This is a genomic window from Flavobacterium gilvum (genome assembly GCF_001761465.1).
Classification (GTDB): Bacteria; Bacteroidota; Bacteroidia; order Flavobacteriales; family Flavobacteriaceae; genus Flavobacterium; species Flavobacterium gilvum.
In genome coordinates this window covers 3,820,288-3,839,092 of record NZ_CP017479.1, presented here as the reverse complement: position 1 = coordinate 3,839,092, position 18,805 = coordinate 3,820,288, and the positions used below count along the sequence as shown (strand labels likewise).

Sequence of the window (18,805 nt, the reverse complement as noted above, 5' to 3'; positions counted from 1 at the left end):
TGTTTATGAAATTAACAGTATTTCTATTGTATTTAATATCTTTTACTTTTTTTGTGGTAAGATAGTTTATTTTTTTGATAATAAAATAGAAACAATTATAATAATGTGTTTCTATTTTTGGCTCAACCAATAATATATACAACTATGATACCAAACCAACCACATGCAACCGGCGGTGATGAATCCGCAATTGTTTTAACAAATGAACAGCGACTTACTGAATCCGGAAATTTAAGTTTCATTATTCTGGTCAGTTTCGTAGCCGCTCTAGGCGGGCTGCTTTTTGGATTTGATACTGCTATTATATCAGGAGCTATTCCTTATATCACAACTTACTTCAAACTGGATGAATATATGCTTGGCTGGTCTGTTAGTTCCATACTTATAGGTTGTGCTTTTGGAGCTATGATTGCGGGAGTTCTTGCAGATAAGTTAGGTAGACGTGTTACGCTCATGATTTGTGCAGTTCTTTTTGCAGTATCAGGTATTGGTGCGGGACTTTCGACAGAATTATATTCATTTATACTATATCGATTGATAGGCGGACTTGGTGTGGGTGCAGCTGCGATGGTTTCACCTATGTATATTGCCGAAATTGCGCCCCCAACATGGAGAGGACGATTGGTTGCTTTTTATCAAATGGCGATTGTATTAGGGATTCTGTTGGCTTATTTTTCCAATTATATGTTTTCGGATTTAGGGGCCAATAGCTGGCGTTGGATGTTTGCTTCTCAGGCGGCTCCATCAATTGTGTTTTTTCTGTTGTTGCTCGCCGTGCCCGAAACGCCAAGATGGCTCATTATGAAAGGAAGAAAAAAAGAGGCAGAAAAAATTCTTGAGAAAATTTCGGAGGGCATATCGATTGAGCAGGAAGTGGCAGAAATCGAACAAAGCTTTTATTCCGAAAATAAAATTTCGATCAAACAACTTTTTAGTAAAACCTATCGACCAGTTATGATTATTGGAATCATGGTGGCGGTGTTCCAACAAATAACGGGTATTAACTCTATTATTTATTATGCTCCAGTTATTTTTAAAGAAATTTCAGCAAACGGTTCTTCGCCATTTTTGCAAACAATCGCTATAGGCGTGGTAAATGTGCTGGCTACTTTTGTGGCGATACTATTAGTGGATAAAGTGGGTCGAAAAAAGATGTTGCTTGTAGGTTGTATAATGATGTGTGTTTCATTGGTAGCTGTCGGACTTTGTTTTCAATTTAAATATTTTGATCATTACATTGTTTTGGTTTTTATGTTATTGTATGTGGCTTCGTTTGGGTGTACGCTGGGTGCTGTGGTATGGGTATATCTTTCAGAAATTTTTCCGAACCTCGTTCGAAGCATGGCGTTGTCTGTGGCAACACTTTCGTTATGGCTAGCTGATTTTGCTGTGACATTAACATTCCCGATAATGACAAAACAGTTGGGCACTGCAATAACAATGTTTGTTTATGCAATTATATGTGTGTTGGCTTTTGTATATATGTGGATGAAAGTAAAAGAAACCAAAGCAAAATCATTGGAAGAAATAGAATCATTATTTATCAAATAAAAAAATTAAGATAATATAGTAATATTAGTATAGAAAGAATTATAAATAATTCAAAAACAACTATTAGACTAGACAAAAAAACTAAAGCGTAAACATGAAAAAAACAGTTTTAACGATACTCTTCGCCTTTTGCATAACGGTAGTGGCGACAGCTCAAACAGAATACCACGTTTCAGCGACCAGTGGAAGTGATGCCAATAAAGGTTTAAAAGAGAAACCTTTTAAAACGATTTCTGCTGCTGCAAAAGTGGCAAAACCAGGAGACGTGATTACGGTTCATGCGGGAACTTATAGAGAAAGTATCGAGCCGGAAACTGGAGGAACTTCAGAAACAAAACGCATTACGTATCAAGCTGCAAAAGGGGAAAAGGTTATTGTTAAAGGTTCTGAAGTAGTCAAAAAATGGACAAAACTTGAAAATGATACTTGGAAAGCGGTTGTGCCAAATACTTTTTTTGGAAATCATAATCCATTTAATATTCAGATAAAAGGGGATTGGTTTTGGCCGAAAAAAGGCAGAATAGATCATACAGGATGTGTGTACCTGAATGGAAAATGGCTGATGGAAGCTGAAAAAAAAGAGGAAGTCCTAACAAAAGCTAAAACAAATGATCCGCTTTGGTTTGCCGAAGTGGATAACCAAAATACAATAATTTATGCACAGTTTATTGGTGTAGATCCAAACAAAGAATTGATTGAGGTAAATGCCCGAGAGACTATTTTTTATCCAAAAAAAGCATTTGTAAATTATATTACTGTTAAAGGTTTTACGATGTGTCATGCTGCTACGAATTGGGCACCGCCAACTGATGGACAAAAAGGTTTGATAGGAACTAACTGGAGTAAAGGTTGGATTATTGAAAACAATGATATTAGCTATTCAAAATGTTCTGGAGTAGCTCTTGGAAAATATAGCGATGAATGGGATAAAGAAGAAGGGACCACAGAATCGTATTACGGAACGATCAATCGTGCTTTGGCAAACAAATGGAATAAAGACAACATTGGTAGTCATATTGTTCGTAACAATACAATTGCTTTTTGCGAACAAACCGGAATTGTGGGAAGTATGGGGTGCTCTTTTAGTACGATTACAGGAAATATAATTCATGATATAAACATCATAAGATTGTTTGACGGTGCAGAACAGGCTGGAATTAAGTTTCATGGAGCGATAGATGTTCAAATTATTGGGAATCAAATTTACCGTGCGGATAGAGGTATTTGGTTGGATTGGATGGCACAAGGTGCTGTTGTAGCTAACAATTTGATGTATGAAAATACTCGTCAAGATTTGTTTTTAGAAGTCGATCACGGTCCGATGACAATGTATAATAATATATTTCTTTCAAAAGAAAATGTATTGATGAATTCCAGTGGAGCAGCATTTGCGCACAATTTATTTGGCGGAAAATTTAATGTGATTCAAGGTGAGCAAAGAAAAACACCTTATCACAAATCACATTCTACCGAAATTGTGGATATTGTGGATAACAGAAGCGGAGACGTTCGTTTTGTGAACAACCTTTTTGTGAATGGAGGAAGTTCAAAAGGATATGATAAGGCAGAATTAGAAATGGTTTTCAAAGGAAATGTATATCTAAAAGATAGTGAAATGTCCGTTTTTGATAAAGACAATATTTTGAAACCTGATTTTGATGCCAATGTGAAATTATTGACCGAAAAAAACGGAATGTATTTGGAAATCAATTTGGATAAATCGCTGGCAACAGAAGGGAAAAGAACGCTTGTTTCTACGGATAATTTAGGAAAAGCATTTGTTCCTAATCTTCCTTTTGAAAATGCAAATGGAACAAAACTGATTATTAATAAAGATTACAACGGTGCAAAACGCTTAGAAACAAACTCGTCACCTGGACCTTTTGAAATAAAGAATAATGGCATACAGAAAATAAAGGTTTGGTAAAAATCAAGCTGTATTTAGAAAATTATACTCGCGTTTAAAAAAGATAAAGCATCGTTCCAAAAAAACTTATTTGATTATGAAAAAAATTATTGCCCTGCTGGTTACATTAACAACTTTTGCTTCTTTTGGAAAGGACAAATCAGATAGTGACAAAACTCCACATCCGAAGGAATACCATGTATCTGTGAATGGAAAAGATGCAAACGACGGATCGTTAAACAAACCATTAAAAACCATTATGGCTGCTGCCAATAAAGCCATGCCCGGAGATGTGATTACGGTTCATGCTGGTGTATATAGGGAACAGGTCAATCCGCCGCGTGGAGGTACGGACAATGCTCACCGCATTACCTACCAAGCTGCCAAGGGCGAGAAAGTTGTTATTACAGGTGCTGAACCAGTCAAAAATTGGGAGAAGGTTGACAACGACACCTGGAAAACCATCCTTCCAGCCAAATTTTTCGGAGACTACAACCCCTTTGCCGACTTAGTGCATGGCGATTATTTTATTTCCATGGATCGTCCCAACCACACCGCTTCTGTCTATCTTAACGGCGATTGGCTTCGCGAGGTTTATAGCGAAAAGCAAGTACTCACTCCCTCTGAAAATGTAGGGAGCTGGTTTGCCATGGCTCCCAACAAAGGCAAGGACGACGCCAATGCTCCCACAACCATCTGGGCTCAATTCAAGGGCGTTGACCCTAATAAAGAGAATGTAGAGATTGCGGTGCGTCCAACGGTCTTCAGTCCCACCAAAGCGGGTATCAACTACATCACAGTGCGTGGATTCAAGCTTACCCAGGCAGCCACCAACTGGGCACCGCCTACAGCTGGACAGATTGGTATCATTTCCGCTTATTGGAACAAGGGCTGGATTATCGAAAATAACGAGATTTCTTATACCGTTTGCGCCGGTGTTGCACTTGGGAAGTATCTCGACCAAGGCGACAACTTTGCCGGTAACAACTCACAAGTTTACACCACCACCATTGATAAAGCCCTTAAAAATGGTTGGAACAAAGAAACGGTCGGTACTCACATTGTGCGCAACAACCACATACACCACTGCGAGCAAAACGCTGTGGTGGGCAGCATGGGCTGTGCGTTCTCGATTGTGGAGGGCAATGAGATTCATGATATTCATGTGCGTCATGCCTTCAGCGGCTACGAAATGGCCGGTATCAAATTCCACGGCTTCATTGATGGCATCATCAGTAATAATCATATCTACAACACAGGTTGCTTCGGGATATGGCTCGATTGGATGGCGCAGGGGGTACAGGTAAAAGGCAATCTGTTGCATGACAATAGTCAAGCAGATCTTTTTATAGAAGTGAGTCATGGGCCTGCTTTGGTGAGTAATAATATTTCGCTTTCAAAGGAAAGTGTTTTAATGAATTCACAAGGAACCGTTTTTGGACACAATATTTTTGGCGGAAAATTCACTGTATTGTTTTATGACAGCCGCCAAACACCTTGGCATTTACCCCATTCTACAAACATAGTGGCTCTTCACGATAATCCGAGTGGAGAAACACAGTTTATCAATAACCTGTTTGTAAATGGAAGTGATGTAAGTCAGTACAGTAGTGCCCTGTTGCCAGTACGCTTTGATGGGAATATATACACGAAAGGATCTGTTCGAGCCATTGGTTTAAAAGAAAAAAGGAGAATGGGAGAGGTGAAAAAAGATATGGAAGAGGTGATGAAAAAATACAAAGAGCAAGACGCTGTAGAAACTAATGCCCTTGTTAAAAATGAATTTGACGCAGCCAATACTTTGTCAGTACAAAAAAATGAAGTGTACTTGGAAATAACGCTGGATAAAAGCTGGCTGGAACAAAAAAGAAAATTGATGACGTCATCTGTTTTAGGTAAAGCTAGTATTTCCAATGCGCCTTTCGAAAACCCTGATGGTTCTGAGTTAAAAATTGATAAAGATTACTTGGGCAATAAACGCAATGTTGCCAATCCATCTCCTGGACCTTTTGAAATTTTAAGCACAGGAAAGCAAAAGATAAAAGTTTGGACTAATTAATAAATTGAATTCTATGAAGACACTTTTTGTCAAACAGCAATGTATTTGTTTCTGTATAAATGAACTGCTGTCAGACAGTAAGTAGAATAAAAGAATTAAAAGATTATTAATTAATTACAGGAAACACGACCTAATATTTATTATGAGTTTATCCATACACACATCAAATCCTGCATACAGGATTACTAAGGAAAATGAAGCCAAAGCAATTGAGAAAGGTCTTGCTGAGGCAGATTGGTACACTTGTTATGTGCCGAGAGAAACAATGCGCGCCTTGTTAAAAAGAAAAAACGGACCTGCAATCAGGGATACTGTTATTTGGTTTGGGCTGATGATTACATTTGCAGCCGTGGGTATCTATTATTGGTTTTCATGGGTATCCGTAATTGCTTTTATGTTGTACGGAATTATTTATGGCACCACATCAGATTCAAGATGGCATGAGTCGAGCCATGGTACAGCATTTAAGACAGACTGGATGAATAACTGGCTGTATGAAATTGCATCATTTATGGTGATGCGGGAATCAGTAGTTTGGAGATGGAGTCATAACAGGCATCATAGCGATACCATTATTGTAGGGAGGGATCCAGAGATTGTTTCGCCACGTCCCGCTAAACTGAGTGCTTTGTTTGGGATATTCATTAACCTAGATAGCATTCCTGGCTACTTCTGTCAAATGGTTCATCATGCTTGTGGACAAATGTCAGAAAGCGAAAAATTATTCATTCCTGCCAGCGAGTTTAAAAAGATTTACAGCAGGGCACGCATTACACTTTTGATATACCTATTGGTAATAGGTGTTTCAATCTATTTTAAAACTATTATTCCTCTATTACTTATTGGCTTGCCAAATATCTACGGTGCGTGGTTGATGCCAATCTACGGCTTGACGCAACACGCAGGATTAGCAGAGAACGTGCTCGATCATCGTCTTAATTGCAGAACGGTATATATGAATGCCCTTAACAGATTTCTATACTGGAACATGAATTATCATACAGAACATCACATGTTTCCCTTGGTGCCATATCATGCATTGCCAAGGTTGCATGAGTTGGTTAAAGACGAAATGCCTTCTCCATACCCAAGTATTATTTCGGCATGGAAAGAAATTATTCCTGCATTGCTAAAGCAAAGAAAGGATCCTTCTTATTATGTCAAAAGAATACTTCCTGAGCGACCAGCTCATCATCCAGCCAATAACCTCGTTTTCAAAAGTGATCATAAAACGCAAAACGGATGGCATGAGGTATGCGATGCATCGAATCTTTCCCGTGAAGAAGTAGTTCGTTTTGATGTTGGCAATAAGACTTTTGCAATCAGTTGTGCTGCTGATGGAAAATATTATGCCACCGATGGTATCTGTACACACGGCAATACGCATTTGGCCGAAGGCTTGGTAAAAGGAGGCCAAATAGAATGTCCTAAACACAATGGAAGGTTTAATCTAGCGGATGGTTCTCCTGCTCGTGCTCCAATTTGTCAGGGCTTGCGAACTTATCCAGTAGAACTAAAGGAGGGCAAAATATACATGGATATAGAATCGCCCGGAGGCAGCGGTATTGTTGAACCTGAGCAGATGAAATTTAAAGTGGTAAGCAATGAGAATGTTTCTACTTTTATTAAGGAATTGGTGATTGAACCTCTTGAGAAAGAAATCGTTTTTAAAGCAGGTAACTATTTACAAATAGAGATACCGCAATATGAATTGATTGAATTTAGAAATTTTGACATTCCTGAGCCATATCGCTCTGTATGGGAGACGCACAATTTGTTTGACCTCGTTGTTGAAAATACTGAGGGAAAAGTTAGCAAGAATAATTATTCTCTGGCTGTAAATCCGGGTAGCAATCAGCTGTTGAAATTTAATGTACGTATTGCCACACCTCCTGTGGGGCAGGATTGTGCACCGGGAAGAGGTTCTAGTTATATTTTTAACTTAAAGCCCGGTGAAGTTATCTCGGCTGTGGGACCTTTTGGAGATTTTGATATCAAACCTACACAAAAAGAGATGGTTTATATTGGTGGCGGTGCAGGAATGGCACCACTTCGATCTCATATTTCGCACTTATTTGAAACGCTTAATACCTCGCGAACCATAACTTATTGGTATGGTGCAAGATCGGAGCAGGAACTTTTTTATGTTGACTACTTTCGTAATCTCAGCAGGGAGTTCAAAAATTTTCAATTTCATGCAGCACTGTCAGACGATTTGCCTGATGATGCTAAGTGGGAGGGGCATAGGGGGTATATTCACTCGGTGGTGGAAAGTAACTATTTAAAGTCGCATCCAAACTTGTCAGCCGTTGAGTTCTATCTCTGTGGTCCACCGATGATGATCAAAGCCTGTTCAGATGTGCTTAAAAATTTTGGTGTAAATGACAGCCAAATCGCATTTGATGAATTTTAGAAAACGTATTGACCTGATTCGATTATTACTGAATTTTTATTTACCGCAAGGTTCGCAAAGATTTTCACCGCTTTGTTTATATACCGCAATGAGCGCAAAGCTTTGCGTTCCTTGCGCTTTATAAATAAAACTGTTTTTTGCGATCCTTGCGGTTAAAATTATTTTGTTAAAAAAACTAATCGAACTCAGTATTATTGGTCTCATCCAAAAGTATTTCACAATTTAAAAAAGAGTAAGAAAATGCAAATAGATTTTTTTTGTCCTCGTTGGGGAAGCGAATTGTTAAGCTGGGAAACCTTTTGTCAAAAAGTAAAACAGGAAGGGTATGACGGTATCGAGTATGCTATCGCTAATAATGTGACCGAAAAGGAGTTGGATAATATTTGGAACATTGTAGAACAGAATAACTTAAAAATTATTGCACAGTTTTTTGAAAGTGGTGATGCCGAATTTTCTAAGCATTTTGATTTGTATGGTACTTGGTTCGAAAAAATTAGTAACTACCCATGTGTAAAAATCGATTCGCAAACCGGAAGGGATTTTTATAGTTTTGAGCAAAACGGTTCATTAATAAATGAGGCTTTTCGGTTTACAAAAAAGACTGGTATTCTAGTGGCTCATGAAACGCATCGCAATAAATGCTTATTTGCGGCGCATGTTTCCAAAGAGTATTTAGAAAAGACACCTGAATTAAAAATTACCCTCGATGCTTCGCATTGGGTATGTGTAGCCGAATCGTTTTTGGAAGACCAAACAAAAGCCATGCAATTAGCTATTGAACGAACAGATCATATTCATGCACGGGTTGGTTATCCCGAAGGGCCACAAATTCCAGATCCACGTATACCAGAGTGGCAACACGCGGTAGATGCTCATTTGGCTTGGTGGGACAAGGTTGTAATGAGAAAGAAAGAAGCAAATGAAAAACTTACCATAACGGCTGAATTTGGACCTTATCCATATATGGTTCATTTACCGGATAACAATATGCCAATTAGCAATCAATGGGAAGTAAATGCCTATATGATGAAGTTCTTAAAAAATAGATATTGCTAAGCAAATTAACCGGTCTGGATAGATTGGCTTGAAATTAATAACCTGAGTTCAATTATTAATATAGAGCTAACTACTTATAATCCATTACTTTAAATTTAATAGAAACCTGATTTTAAGCATAAACACTTATCTTTTTATTATTAGGAATTGCGATTTCGCACCTACGGAGCTCCGAATCGTCAACTAATTGTTAATTTCTATAAACATTTCGCCACTCTGTGGCTTTCTTTTTGATGAAATTAGTATTATCAAGCTCCGTTAGGAGCGTAATGTTTGTAGAAAATAGGATTATCACCAACATAAAGCTCCATAGGAGCGACCTGTAGTTTTGTAACAATTTCTTCAAAGTCTCGAAAAAGAATCTTGCAAGAACATCAATCTATATGAGTAATTTGAAAAAAGTTTTATGATCTATTTAATCGAACTCAGGTTGAAAAAAAATCTGTGATTATGTGGGGTTTTTATGTTTAATTTTGGAAAGATTTGTTGTTTTCAACTAATTCAATCCCATAGTTTTTATTTGCATATCCAATATTCAATTTATTTTTTTACTTTGCGAAAAAATTAAAATTAATTAGCTAAAAATTTTGGTTGCACAGAAGTATATGGTCAATAAAAAAGATATAAAAAAAATATTTAATGAATATTATAGACCCCTTGTACAATACGCTAATCGATTTTTGGACACAATTGATGAATGCGAAGATTTAGTTCAAGATATTTTTGTGGATTTTTGGGAAAAAGAAAATCTTTTTCAGGATGAAATCTATTTAAAAGTATATCTATACAAAGCAGTTCGAAACAAATGTTACAATGTTATTAAGCATAAACTTGTAAAAAATAAATATGCCGAAAATAGCATACAATCATTAGAGGATGATGATTTATTTTTAAAACAAATGCTCGAAGAAGATATCGTTTACCAACTACACAAAGCAATTGATATTTTGCCTCAGCGAAAAAAAGAAATTATAAAATTAAGTCTTAAAGGACTTAAAAACCTTGAAATTGCTGATGAACTTGGGATTCAGCTTCAAACGGTTAAGACATTAAAAACTCAGTCTTATAAAATATTAAGAGACCAATTTAAAGCGATGGATTCAATTATTTATTTTTTATTGGTTTAACCATAAAAAATAAATATTCTTTAGAAAAACATTTAATCGCTATTCTTTTTAGTAAGTGTTTTTACCTATTTTGTGGTGTTAATTCATTAAAGTTTGGTTTTTATTTTCTTTCCTGTAATTTTTTTCAAAAAAAAATGATTTTTCGATAGTACCTTTTTCAATCTTAGTTGTTCTATAATAAAACCCGTAAGATGAAAGATGTTTTTAAAATTTCGGAACTTCTTATAAAAAGAAAATTAAAAGCCTTGACCGATTCTGAAAAATTAGAATTAAAAGGCTTTAAAGAGAAATATTCTTTTTTAAAAGAAGTTAAAATAGATCAATTAGTAGATAAAATAGATAGGCTTCCTGAAGTTGATAATAAAAAAGCATGGAAATCGATAAAGGCAAAGTTTCACGAAAGAAACGATAAGCCCGTTATAACAATAGTTAAAAGACCTTGGTTTAAATATGTTGCAGCAGCAATTGTAGTTTCTCTTATGGCTACAACTTTTTTTCTCAAAAATAAAAGCATATCTAATGAGCCGATCAAAATTTCTCCCGAAATAGTTAAGAGCAATATTGAGAATATTAATCCAGGTACAGATAAAGCTACACTAACATTGGGGAATGGAGAAGTTGTTGTTTTGGAAAAAGGCGTTTCGGTAAAAACACAAAATGCAAAAAGCAATGGTAAAGAGATTGTTTATGATGCAAATAAACAGGATGTATCAAAAGTAGTTTATAATTATTTGACAATACCGAGGGGGGGACAATTTACTATACAACTTTCAGATGGTACAAAAGTATGGCTGAATTCTGAATCTCAATTGAAATTCCCTGTTGCATTTGTAGAAGGAAAAACTAGACAAGTGGAATTGGTTTATGGTGAAGCCTATTTTGAAGTGTCTCCGAGTACAGAACATAAAGGAGCACATTTTGAAGTGTATAACATGAAGCAAAAAGTGGAAGTTGTAGGAACTGAATTCAACATAAAAGCTTATAAAGACGAGGCAAATATCTATACGACTCTTGTAAAAGGAAAAGTCAATGTTGAGATTGAAAGTAAAAAACAAAAGTTAGTTCCAAACGAACAATTAAATCTTGATATTAAAAATAATACTTCAAAGATTAAAACGGTTGATGTTTATAATGAAATATCATGGAAAGATGGTGTTTTTGCTTTCAAAGGAAAATCTTTAAAAGAAATAATGAAAGTTATTTCCAGATGGTATGATGTAGATGTGATTTTTGAAAATAAAAATCTGGAATCAGTAGAATTTAAAGGGAGTCTTGATAAAAAACAATCCCTTAAAGAAATTTTATCAATTATGAAGTCAACTACAATTAATAACTATGAAATGAAAGATAAAACATTAATAATAAGATAAAAACAACTAACCAACCGATTAAAACCAAAATCTTGCCTATGATATAGAGTAACTATAAAAAAAGAAGGATAGAGTTTACCGACCAAAGTAACAACTCTACCCCCTTATGAAATTACCTTTAATTAATATTAACCAAAAATAATAATCAAATTTATGGAAATAAAACTAACCAATACCTATTTTCTCTCCGGAAAATGGCTTATGAAAAATATTATGAGAGCATTCATATTCTTGTTTTGCACTACGCTGTTTGCTTTGACCCCTGGACATGTTTTGTCACAACATGTCAAAATACAGGTCAAAGAAGATAAAAAAATGTCAGTAGATGAGGTCTTTGATCTAATTATGGAACAAACTGATTATAAATTCTTCTATGAAGAAGGTATATTCAAAGGGCTTCCAAAAGTAGATGTAAAAAAAGGCACTGTAGAGGCAAATGATCTTTTAAGACAGAGTCTATCAAACGCTAATATTGATATTGTTATCGGTAAAAATAATACCGTTATAATTAAAGAAAAACCGAAGGTTGTTACAACTACTGTCCAACAAAAAATTGTGGTATCAGGAAGAGTGCTCGATCAAAAAGGACTGCCTTTGCCTGGAGCTAATGTCCTGGAGAAAGGAACTAAAAATGGTACACAAACAGATTTTGACGGTAAATTTTCCATATCGGTTGAAAATAAAAACGCAACACTAGAGATTAGCTTTTTGGGTTTTAATACCCAAGACATTAAAGTTAATGGTCAGTCATCAATTACAATTACTTTGCAGGAAAATGCTTCCACTTTAAACGAAATCGTTGTAGTTGGTTATGGAAATCAAAAGAAGAAAATGTTGACCAACGCTGTTTCTGCAGTATCTAGTAAGCAAATTAAAGATCTTCCTGTAACTAGCCCTGGTGCTGCATTAGCAGGTCAGGTAGCAGGGGTAACAGTAGTAGGAACGAATGGTGCACCTGGTCGTGCTCCCGTAATCAGGGTAAGAGGTACAGGCTCTATCACTGCCGGAAACTCACCTTTGTATGTGGTAGATGGTTTTCCACTACCTGATAGTTCAACCTTTAACCTAATTAGTCCTCAAGACATTCAATCAATTGAAGTGTTAAAAGATGCGGCATCTGCAGCTATTTACGGTTCAAGAGGAGGTAATGGAGTTGTAATCGTTACAACCAAAAGAGGAACTAAAGGCAAAACCAAATTTTCTTTTAACTCTTATGCTGGTAGTCAACAAGCACTTAATAAAGTATCTGTATTAAATACTAAACAGTTGATTGATTATATGAAGGAAGGGTACGCCAATCAGGGGTTGCCAATACCACCTGCTTATGCAAACCCAGCTGCCAATTTACCAGATACCGACTGGCAGGATCAGATATTTAGAAATGGTATGCAGTATAGTTATCAGTTGAGTGCAAGTGGAGGATCTGATGCTGTAAAATATTCTGTTTCTGGTGGACACTTATCTCAAGATGGTATTGTAAAAGGTACAGGTTATGAGCGTTTTAATTTAATGGCTAATCTTGATGCCGATTTAAGTAAGCGAATTAAGGTAGGGGTTTCATTTATGCCTTCTTATGCAATAAATACGGACAAAGATACTAATGGTAGTGGATCTGAAGCCACTTCTGGCGCTACTGGTTCATTGGGTGGATTTTATGGTGTTTTAGGAAATGCTTTGATGATGCCTTCATTATATCCTGTAAAATATGCTAATGGTAATTATGGACAACCATCTATTGACCCAGTTTACTCAGGATTTTCGCCAAATTTTACCAATCCAGTGGCTATTATCGATCTTTACGAAGACAAAACCAAAACGGTTACGTTACTTGGAAACTCTTATTTAGAGTTTATGATTATAGAAGGGCTGAAATTTAAAACCACTTTTGGTTTTATGAACAGTAATTTAAGCCGTAATATTTTTACCCCTTCAACTTTAGGTAGGGCAGCTTTTAATACAGCAACAATTACCAATCCTAACCTTAATGCTATAGCAGCGCAACGACAAGTGGGGCTGAACCAGAACTGGGTATCAGAGAATTATTTCACCTATGATAAAACCATTGGAGATCATGATTTTAGTGTTCTAGCCGGATATTCTGCTCAACAAAATGTATCTACAATGGAAACGCTAACCGGTACGTCTGGAACTTTTTTAAGTGATGCTGTGCATACCGTAGGTGGTGCAGGAGAAATTAAAGCGAGTTCTTTTTATACAGGAAACAATCTAATTTCAATGTACACAAGGTTAAATTATTCCTACAAGGATAAATATATACTAGCCGCAGCTTTCAGAAGGGATGGTTCTTCTCGTTTTGGAACAAATAATAAATATGCTAATTTCCCTTCAGTATCGGCCGCATGGCGTGTTAAACAGGAAAAGTTTATGGATAACGTTGATTGGATTAGTGATTTAAAACTGAGAGCAAGTTATGGTGAAACCGGAAACTATAACATTGGCGATTATGCATGGCAAAGTTATATGGGACCAGGTAATTATACCTTTGGTACTGGTAATGGTACCATAAACTATGGCTATATACCTACTGGTTTGTCTAATGACAACTTGACCTGGGAAAAAAATCAACAAACTGACATTGGATTGGAGCTTGGTTTCCTAAAAAATCGTATTGCTTTAACTGCAGATTTGTATAGGAGAACTACTTCCAACCTGTTGCTTAACAAAGGTATTCCTGCCATCAATGGATTTGGTTTGAGTATACTAGATAATATTGGTAGCGTGGAAAATAAAGGATTGGAAATTGGCCTTCTTACCAGAAACCTTGAAGGAAAATTAAAGTGGACAACCAATTTTAATATCACTTTCAATAAAAACAAAGTATTAGAGTTAGCGAATCATGTTCCTTTGTTCCAAGGTTTCTTAAATGCATACAAACTTGAAGAAGGACAACCGATTAGTAGATTATGGGGTTACAAACAAATTGGCGTATATCAGAATGCAGCAGATGTAGCTAACAGCCCTGTATGGACTGCTGCTCCAATGAAACCGGGAGATGTTAAATTCGAAGATTATAACCATGATGGTAAGGTTGATGTAAATGATATGCAGGATTTAGGTACAGCAGCACCTAAATACATTTTTGGATTTGTAAATACATTCCAGTATGGTAATTTCGATTTGAATATTGTTATGCGTGGCTCTCAAGGCGGTCAAAACATGTATGCTATCGATCGTAATCAATTCAGATTCTTTGGTAGTGTGAATCCAAGAACCAATGTATTGGATCGTTGGCAGTCTGAGCAAAATCCAGGTAATGGTATGGAGCCAAGAGTTGCAAATTCTAATTCAGATACTAACTCTAACTCAACTCGTTATCTTCATGATGCATCGTTCTTGCAAATTACCAATTTAACCTTTGGTTATACATTGCCACAAATGAAATCATTACCTTTTGATTCGATGCGTTTTTATTTGACATCGCAAAATTTGGCCATGTGGACCAAAGATTATCCAGGATACAATCCTGAAGCAAATCAAAGCAACGATGCTACTTTAGGAGTTGACAATGGTAGCTCATACCCTTTGGCTCGCAGTATTATCTTAGGTGTTAATTTGAATTTTTAATTTTAATCTTCTTAATCATGAAATATAGAACTAAATATTTAACGATCTGTTTACTGGCAATGGGTGCATTTACTGGATGTCAGCAAGATTTTATAGAATTGTCGGATCCTAATAGGGTGTTTTCTGGAAATTATATTAATGACGCTGCAAGTTTGAAAAGTGCCCTGACTGCAGATTACAATACATTGCAACCCATTTATAATGGACCGTATCAGGCATTTGGCGATGTAGTGTCAGACAATTCAACAGGTCAGATAGGAGCTCCTAGTTATAATGTTTTAGACACCTTTACATATGATTCGACAAATGGAACTTTTGCTGTCATATGGAACGCCTCCTACAAGTCTATTGCTCAAAGTAATTTAGTAATAGGTAAAGGGGCTGCTATAGCCATGGACGAAACATTAAAAAACCGTTATATCGCCGAAGCAAAATTTATTCGAGCTCAAAACTACTTCAATTTAGTTCAACTTTTTGGTGATATTCCTTTGGTTGCCACCTCTATTGAGGATTATCATGACTCATACAATTTTGGACGTAGACCCGTAGCTGAAATTTATGCACAAATCGAGAAAGATCTTAATGAAGCAGCTGCGGTTTTACCAGCAAGTTATTCCAGTTCTGATCTTGGTCGTGTTACCAGTGGAGCAGCCAATGCTTTGTTGGGAAAAGTGTATCTGACAGAGAAAAAATACAATGAAGCTTTAACTGCTTTGAATAAGGTAACTGGTTATTCATTATTAAGCGATTTCAACAGTGTGTTTAGTACAACCAATGAAATGAATAATGAAATTATTTTTGCTGTCCGCTATAATAGAGTGCTACAGGCGGCACCACTGCCTAATATAGGAAGCAGTTTTGGTATTCAAATGTTGCCAGACAATGTTACAATGGCAGGGAGCAAAGGAGCCAAGAATAACACTGAAATGCCAGAATGGGCAAGTTTGTATAGTACAGGAGATAAGAGAGCCGCAATTTCTGTAGCTTTTTCTGCTGGCGGATTAACTACGCCATATTACTGTGCAAAGTTTATTGATGCACAAGCGACAAGCGCTACTAATGCAGAGAACGATTGGATTGTACTACGCTACGCTGATGTATTGTTAATGAAAGCCGAAGTACTGAACGAATTGAATAGAACTTCTGAAGCTTTAGCGCCTTATAATGAAGTTCGTCAGCGTGCCAATGTATCGACTTTACTTGTTCCTCCTACTCAATCTGATTTTAGAACAGCAGTAGAAACAGAACGTCGCTTGGAATTATGCTTAGAAGGACATCGTTGGTTCGACTTAGTAAGAACAGGTCGTGCTTTGGTTGTTATGGATGCACATTTTGCTGCCAATACAGGAACTGGAAAATATTATGCAACAAAGCCTGTTATACAATCAAAACACTTGCTTTTCCCAATTCCATTTACGGAGATTCAAACCAATCCTAAGCTTTTGCCAAATAATCCGGGATACTAATTTGTATTATTGTTAATATTGTAGCCGAAGGTTAGTCGGCCAATCAGGGGCTCGCCGCTTTGCGAAAAGCGGTGAAGTTTCTTGATATTCAATGATTTGGTCGGCGTGAGGCTAACGTTATAAATCACATTTCCATTTTTTTGGCAAGATTGCATTTCATTTGCCATACAAAAAAGATTTGTAACACAAATTGTCTTACCTGAAAGAAAGGACAACACTTCATACAATCGAGACATTAAACGTGATGATCTGAAACAGGTTTGAATAGCCATTCAATGAGTTTCCAAACGACAGTTTCCTAAAAATAAAATTGGTATTCCAAATCAATAATTTTTTTTGAACACATTACTAAACCAAAACTTTTTAAACAAGAATTAAATTTTAACCTGATCAATTATCACATGAATATTTTTTATTTTTTTTATATAAAAGTCATAAGTATGCGCAATATTCTTGACGCAGCTGAAAAGTTTTTTTTAAATCATCAAATCACAAAAAACAAACAGTATCAACTTAAACTATTTTGTTTGATGTTCTTTATTGTTACCTTCTCTCATGCCCAGCAAATGAACATTTCAAAGCAGGAAAGGAGTTGGTTATTAAATTCAATAAGCAAGATTGATAAAGATTATGACCCAAAGGAAAAAATGCTGACCCAAAAAATAAAAGGTTGGTTTTACCATATAGATGCTTCCAGCGGTAATTTTCATGAAACACGAGGTTCACTTTTCTATGCTGTAAAATTGATGGATTATGGAGGAAAGGAGAATGTTAACAAAGCAATTGACATTATAGAGAGTACCATAGCCCTACAGGATACCGTTAGCGGATCAAAGACACGTGGCGTTTGGCCTTACTTTAAAGAAGAACCTTTGGCTACCAAAAAATCACCTGTTGATTACAATTGGGCCGATTTTAATGCGGTAAGTCTGCTGGATATTTGGATGGAACACCAAAAAGAGCTTCCGGCTGATTTAAAAACAAAAATAAAAAAAGCCATACTTCTGGCAGCTCAGGCCATTCAAAAGCGAAACATAACTCCATCTTATACCAATATTGTCATTATGGGAACCTATGTTACCTATATGACAGCCGAGCTTTTTGGACAAAAGGAGATGTTGCAATACGCACAAAAACGTTTGAACAACTTCTATGACTTTACCTTAAAAAATGGTGGTTTTGAAGAATATAATAGCCCAACCTATACAATAGTGGCTTTGGATGAATTAAACAGAATGCAACGCCATATTAAAGAACCATCTGCTTTGGCAAAAATTGATTCTCTGTATGCATTGAGCTGGAATATGATTGCACGCCATTATCATAAGCCAACAGGGCAATGGGTTGGTCCGCACAGTAGGGCTTACAGTCCTGTCGTGGATTCGCTTTTTTCGGGAATTCTGTACAAAGCTTCGGGCGGAAAAGTAGGTGCACCTTCGTTTACGGGTGATATTAAAACGACACACAAAATACCTCCTTATTTATTGCATTATTTTTTGACTCCAAAATATCCACGTACAGAATCGGATGTTTTTATCAAAAGTGAACCGCAGGTGAAGGGAACAGCCTATATGACTCAAAAATACGCAATTGCCACAGCCAATCGTTGCAGTTTGTGGAATCAACGCCATCCGCTGCTTGTGTATTGGGGCACCGATAAAAAAACGGAATATTACCAGGTGAGGTTTCTACATGATTTTTTTGATTTTAGTTCGGCAAGTATTTATAGCGTACAGGATAAAAACAAAGTGTTGACCGGAATTAACTTTGTAACCGATGGTGGTGACAAACACATTACTATTGATCGTATTAAAAATGGTCAATTCAAAGCAAGTGATTTGAGACTTCGATTTGAGTTTCCTGCCTCTACAACTATCAGTAATCTAAAATTGCCTAACGATATTCTGCAGCCATTTGGATTTTTGGCCGGCGATTTACCCTTTTTCATCCAGCCTTATAAATTAGTTTTTGGTGATTTGAAAGGAAAATGGGAAACAGGAAGAGATGGCACCAAAGCATGGATTGATTTCGTTATTTATTCTGGGGATTCAAGAGATTTCAATCTATCTGAAATAAAAACTGCTTTTTTAGGTTTTGCCATGACTATTGACGAAACTTTAGGTAAAGGTGCTAAAAATGTAAAAGTAGATGAAACCGGAAACGATCAACTGAATGTTCAGTGGAATAATTTGAAATTACAAGTTGGAACTAAACCAACGACACAACCTTTTAATTTAATGCCCAACTATTAGACCATCAAAACCACGTTTAA

The 18,805-nt window shown here is 36.3% G+C and carries 10 protein-coding genes; all 10 read left to right on the top strand.

Going from position 1 to position 18,805, the window contains the following annotated elements:
* Positions 1-144: 144 nt before the first annotated feature.
* The 10 genes from EM308_RS15555 to EM308_RS15510 all read left to right on the top strand — a co-directional run bounded on the left by EM308_RS15555 (position 145) and on the right by EM308_RS15510 (position 18,785).
* Positions 145-1,551, top strand: coding sequence for a sugar porter family MFS transporter (locus EM308_RS15555; RefSeq protein ID WP_051877701.1), 1,407 nt, complete (start codon positions 145-147; stop codon positions 1,549-1,551).
* A gap of 94 nt (positions 1,552-1,645) precedes the next feature.
* Positions 1,646-3,478, top strand: a complete 1,833-nt coding sequence (locus EM308_RS15550) for a DUF1565 domain-containing protein (protein WP_035635728.1) — start codon at positions 1,646-1,648, stop codon at positions 3,476-3,478.
* A gap of 76 nt (positions 3,479-3,554) precedes the next feature.
* Positions 3,555-5,516: a right-handed parallel beta-helix repeat-containing protein gene (locus EM308_RS15545; RefSeq protein ID WP_051877699.1), complete on the top strand. Its 1,962-nt coding sequence runs from the start codon at positions 3,555-3,557 to the stop codon at positions 5,514-5,516.
* Positions 5,517-5,658: 142 nt separating this feature from the next.
* Positions 5,659-7,929 carry an NADH:ubiquinone reductase (Na(+)-transporting) subunit F gene (gene nqrF, locus EM308_RS15540; protein WP_035635726.1) on the top strand — a complete coding sequence of 757 codons (2,271 nt, stop codon included), beginning with the start codon at positions 5,659-5,661 and terminating at the stop codon, positions 7,927-7,929.
* Between the two features lie 240 nt (positions 7,930-8,169).
* On the top strand, positions 8,170-8,985 hold the full coding sequence (locus EM308_RS15535; protein ID WP_035635723.1) for a sugar phosphate isomerase/epimerase family protein: 816 nt from the start codon (positions 8,170-8,172) through the stop codon (positions 8,983-8,985).
* A gap of 605 nt (positions 8,986-9,590) precedes the next feature.
* The gene (locus EM308_RS15530; protein WP_070261876.1) at positions 9,591-10,112 is read left to right on the top strand and encodes an RNA polymerase sigma-70 factor; all 522 of its coding nucleotides are present in this window, start codon (positions 9,591-9,593) and stop codon (positions 10,110-10,112) included.
* Between the two features lie 191 nt (positions 10,113-10,303).
* The gene (locus EM308_RS15525; RefSeq protein ID WP_051877928.1) at positions 10,304-11,482 is read left to right on the top strand and encodes a FecR family protein; all 1,179 of its coding nucleotides are present in this window, start codon (positions 10,304-10,306) and stop codon (positions 11,480-11,482) included.
* Positions 11,483-11,635: 153 nt separating this feature from the next.
* The gene (locus EM308_RS15520) at positions 11,636-15,067 is read left to right on the top strand and encodes a SusC/RagA family TonB-linked outer membrane protein (RefSeq protein WP_051877927.1); all 3,432 of its coding nucleotides are present in this window, start codon (positions 11,636-11,638) and stop codon (positions 15,065-15,067) included.
* Positions 15,068-15,084: 17 nt separating this feature from the next.
* The gene (locus EM308_RS15515; RefSeq protein ID WP_035641138.1) at positions 15,085-16,533 is read left to right on the top strand and encodes a RagB/SusD family nutrient uptake outer membrane protein; all 1,449 of its coding nucleotides are present in this window, start codon (positions 15,085-15,087) and stop codon (positions 16,531-16,533) included.
* Positions 16,534-17,099: 566 nt separating this feature from the next.
* The gene (locus EM308_RS15510; protein ID WP_035639270.1) at positions 17,100-18,785 is read left to right on the top strand and encodes a hypothetical protein; all 1,686 of its coding nucleotides are present in this window, start codon (positions 17,100-17,102) and stop codon (positions 18,783-18,785) included.
* The last annotated feature ends 20 nt before the right edge of the window (positions 18,786-18,805 follow it).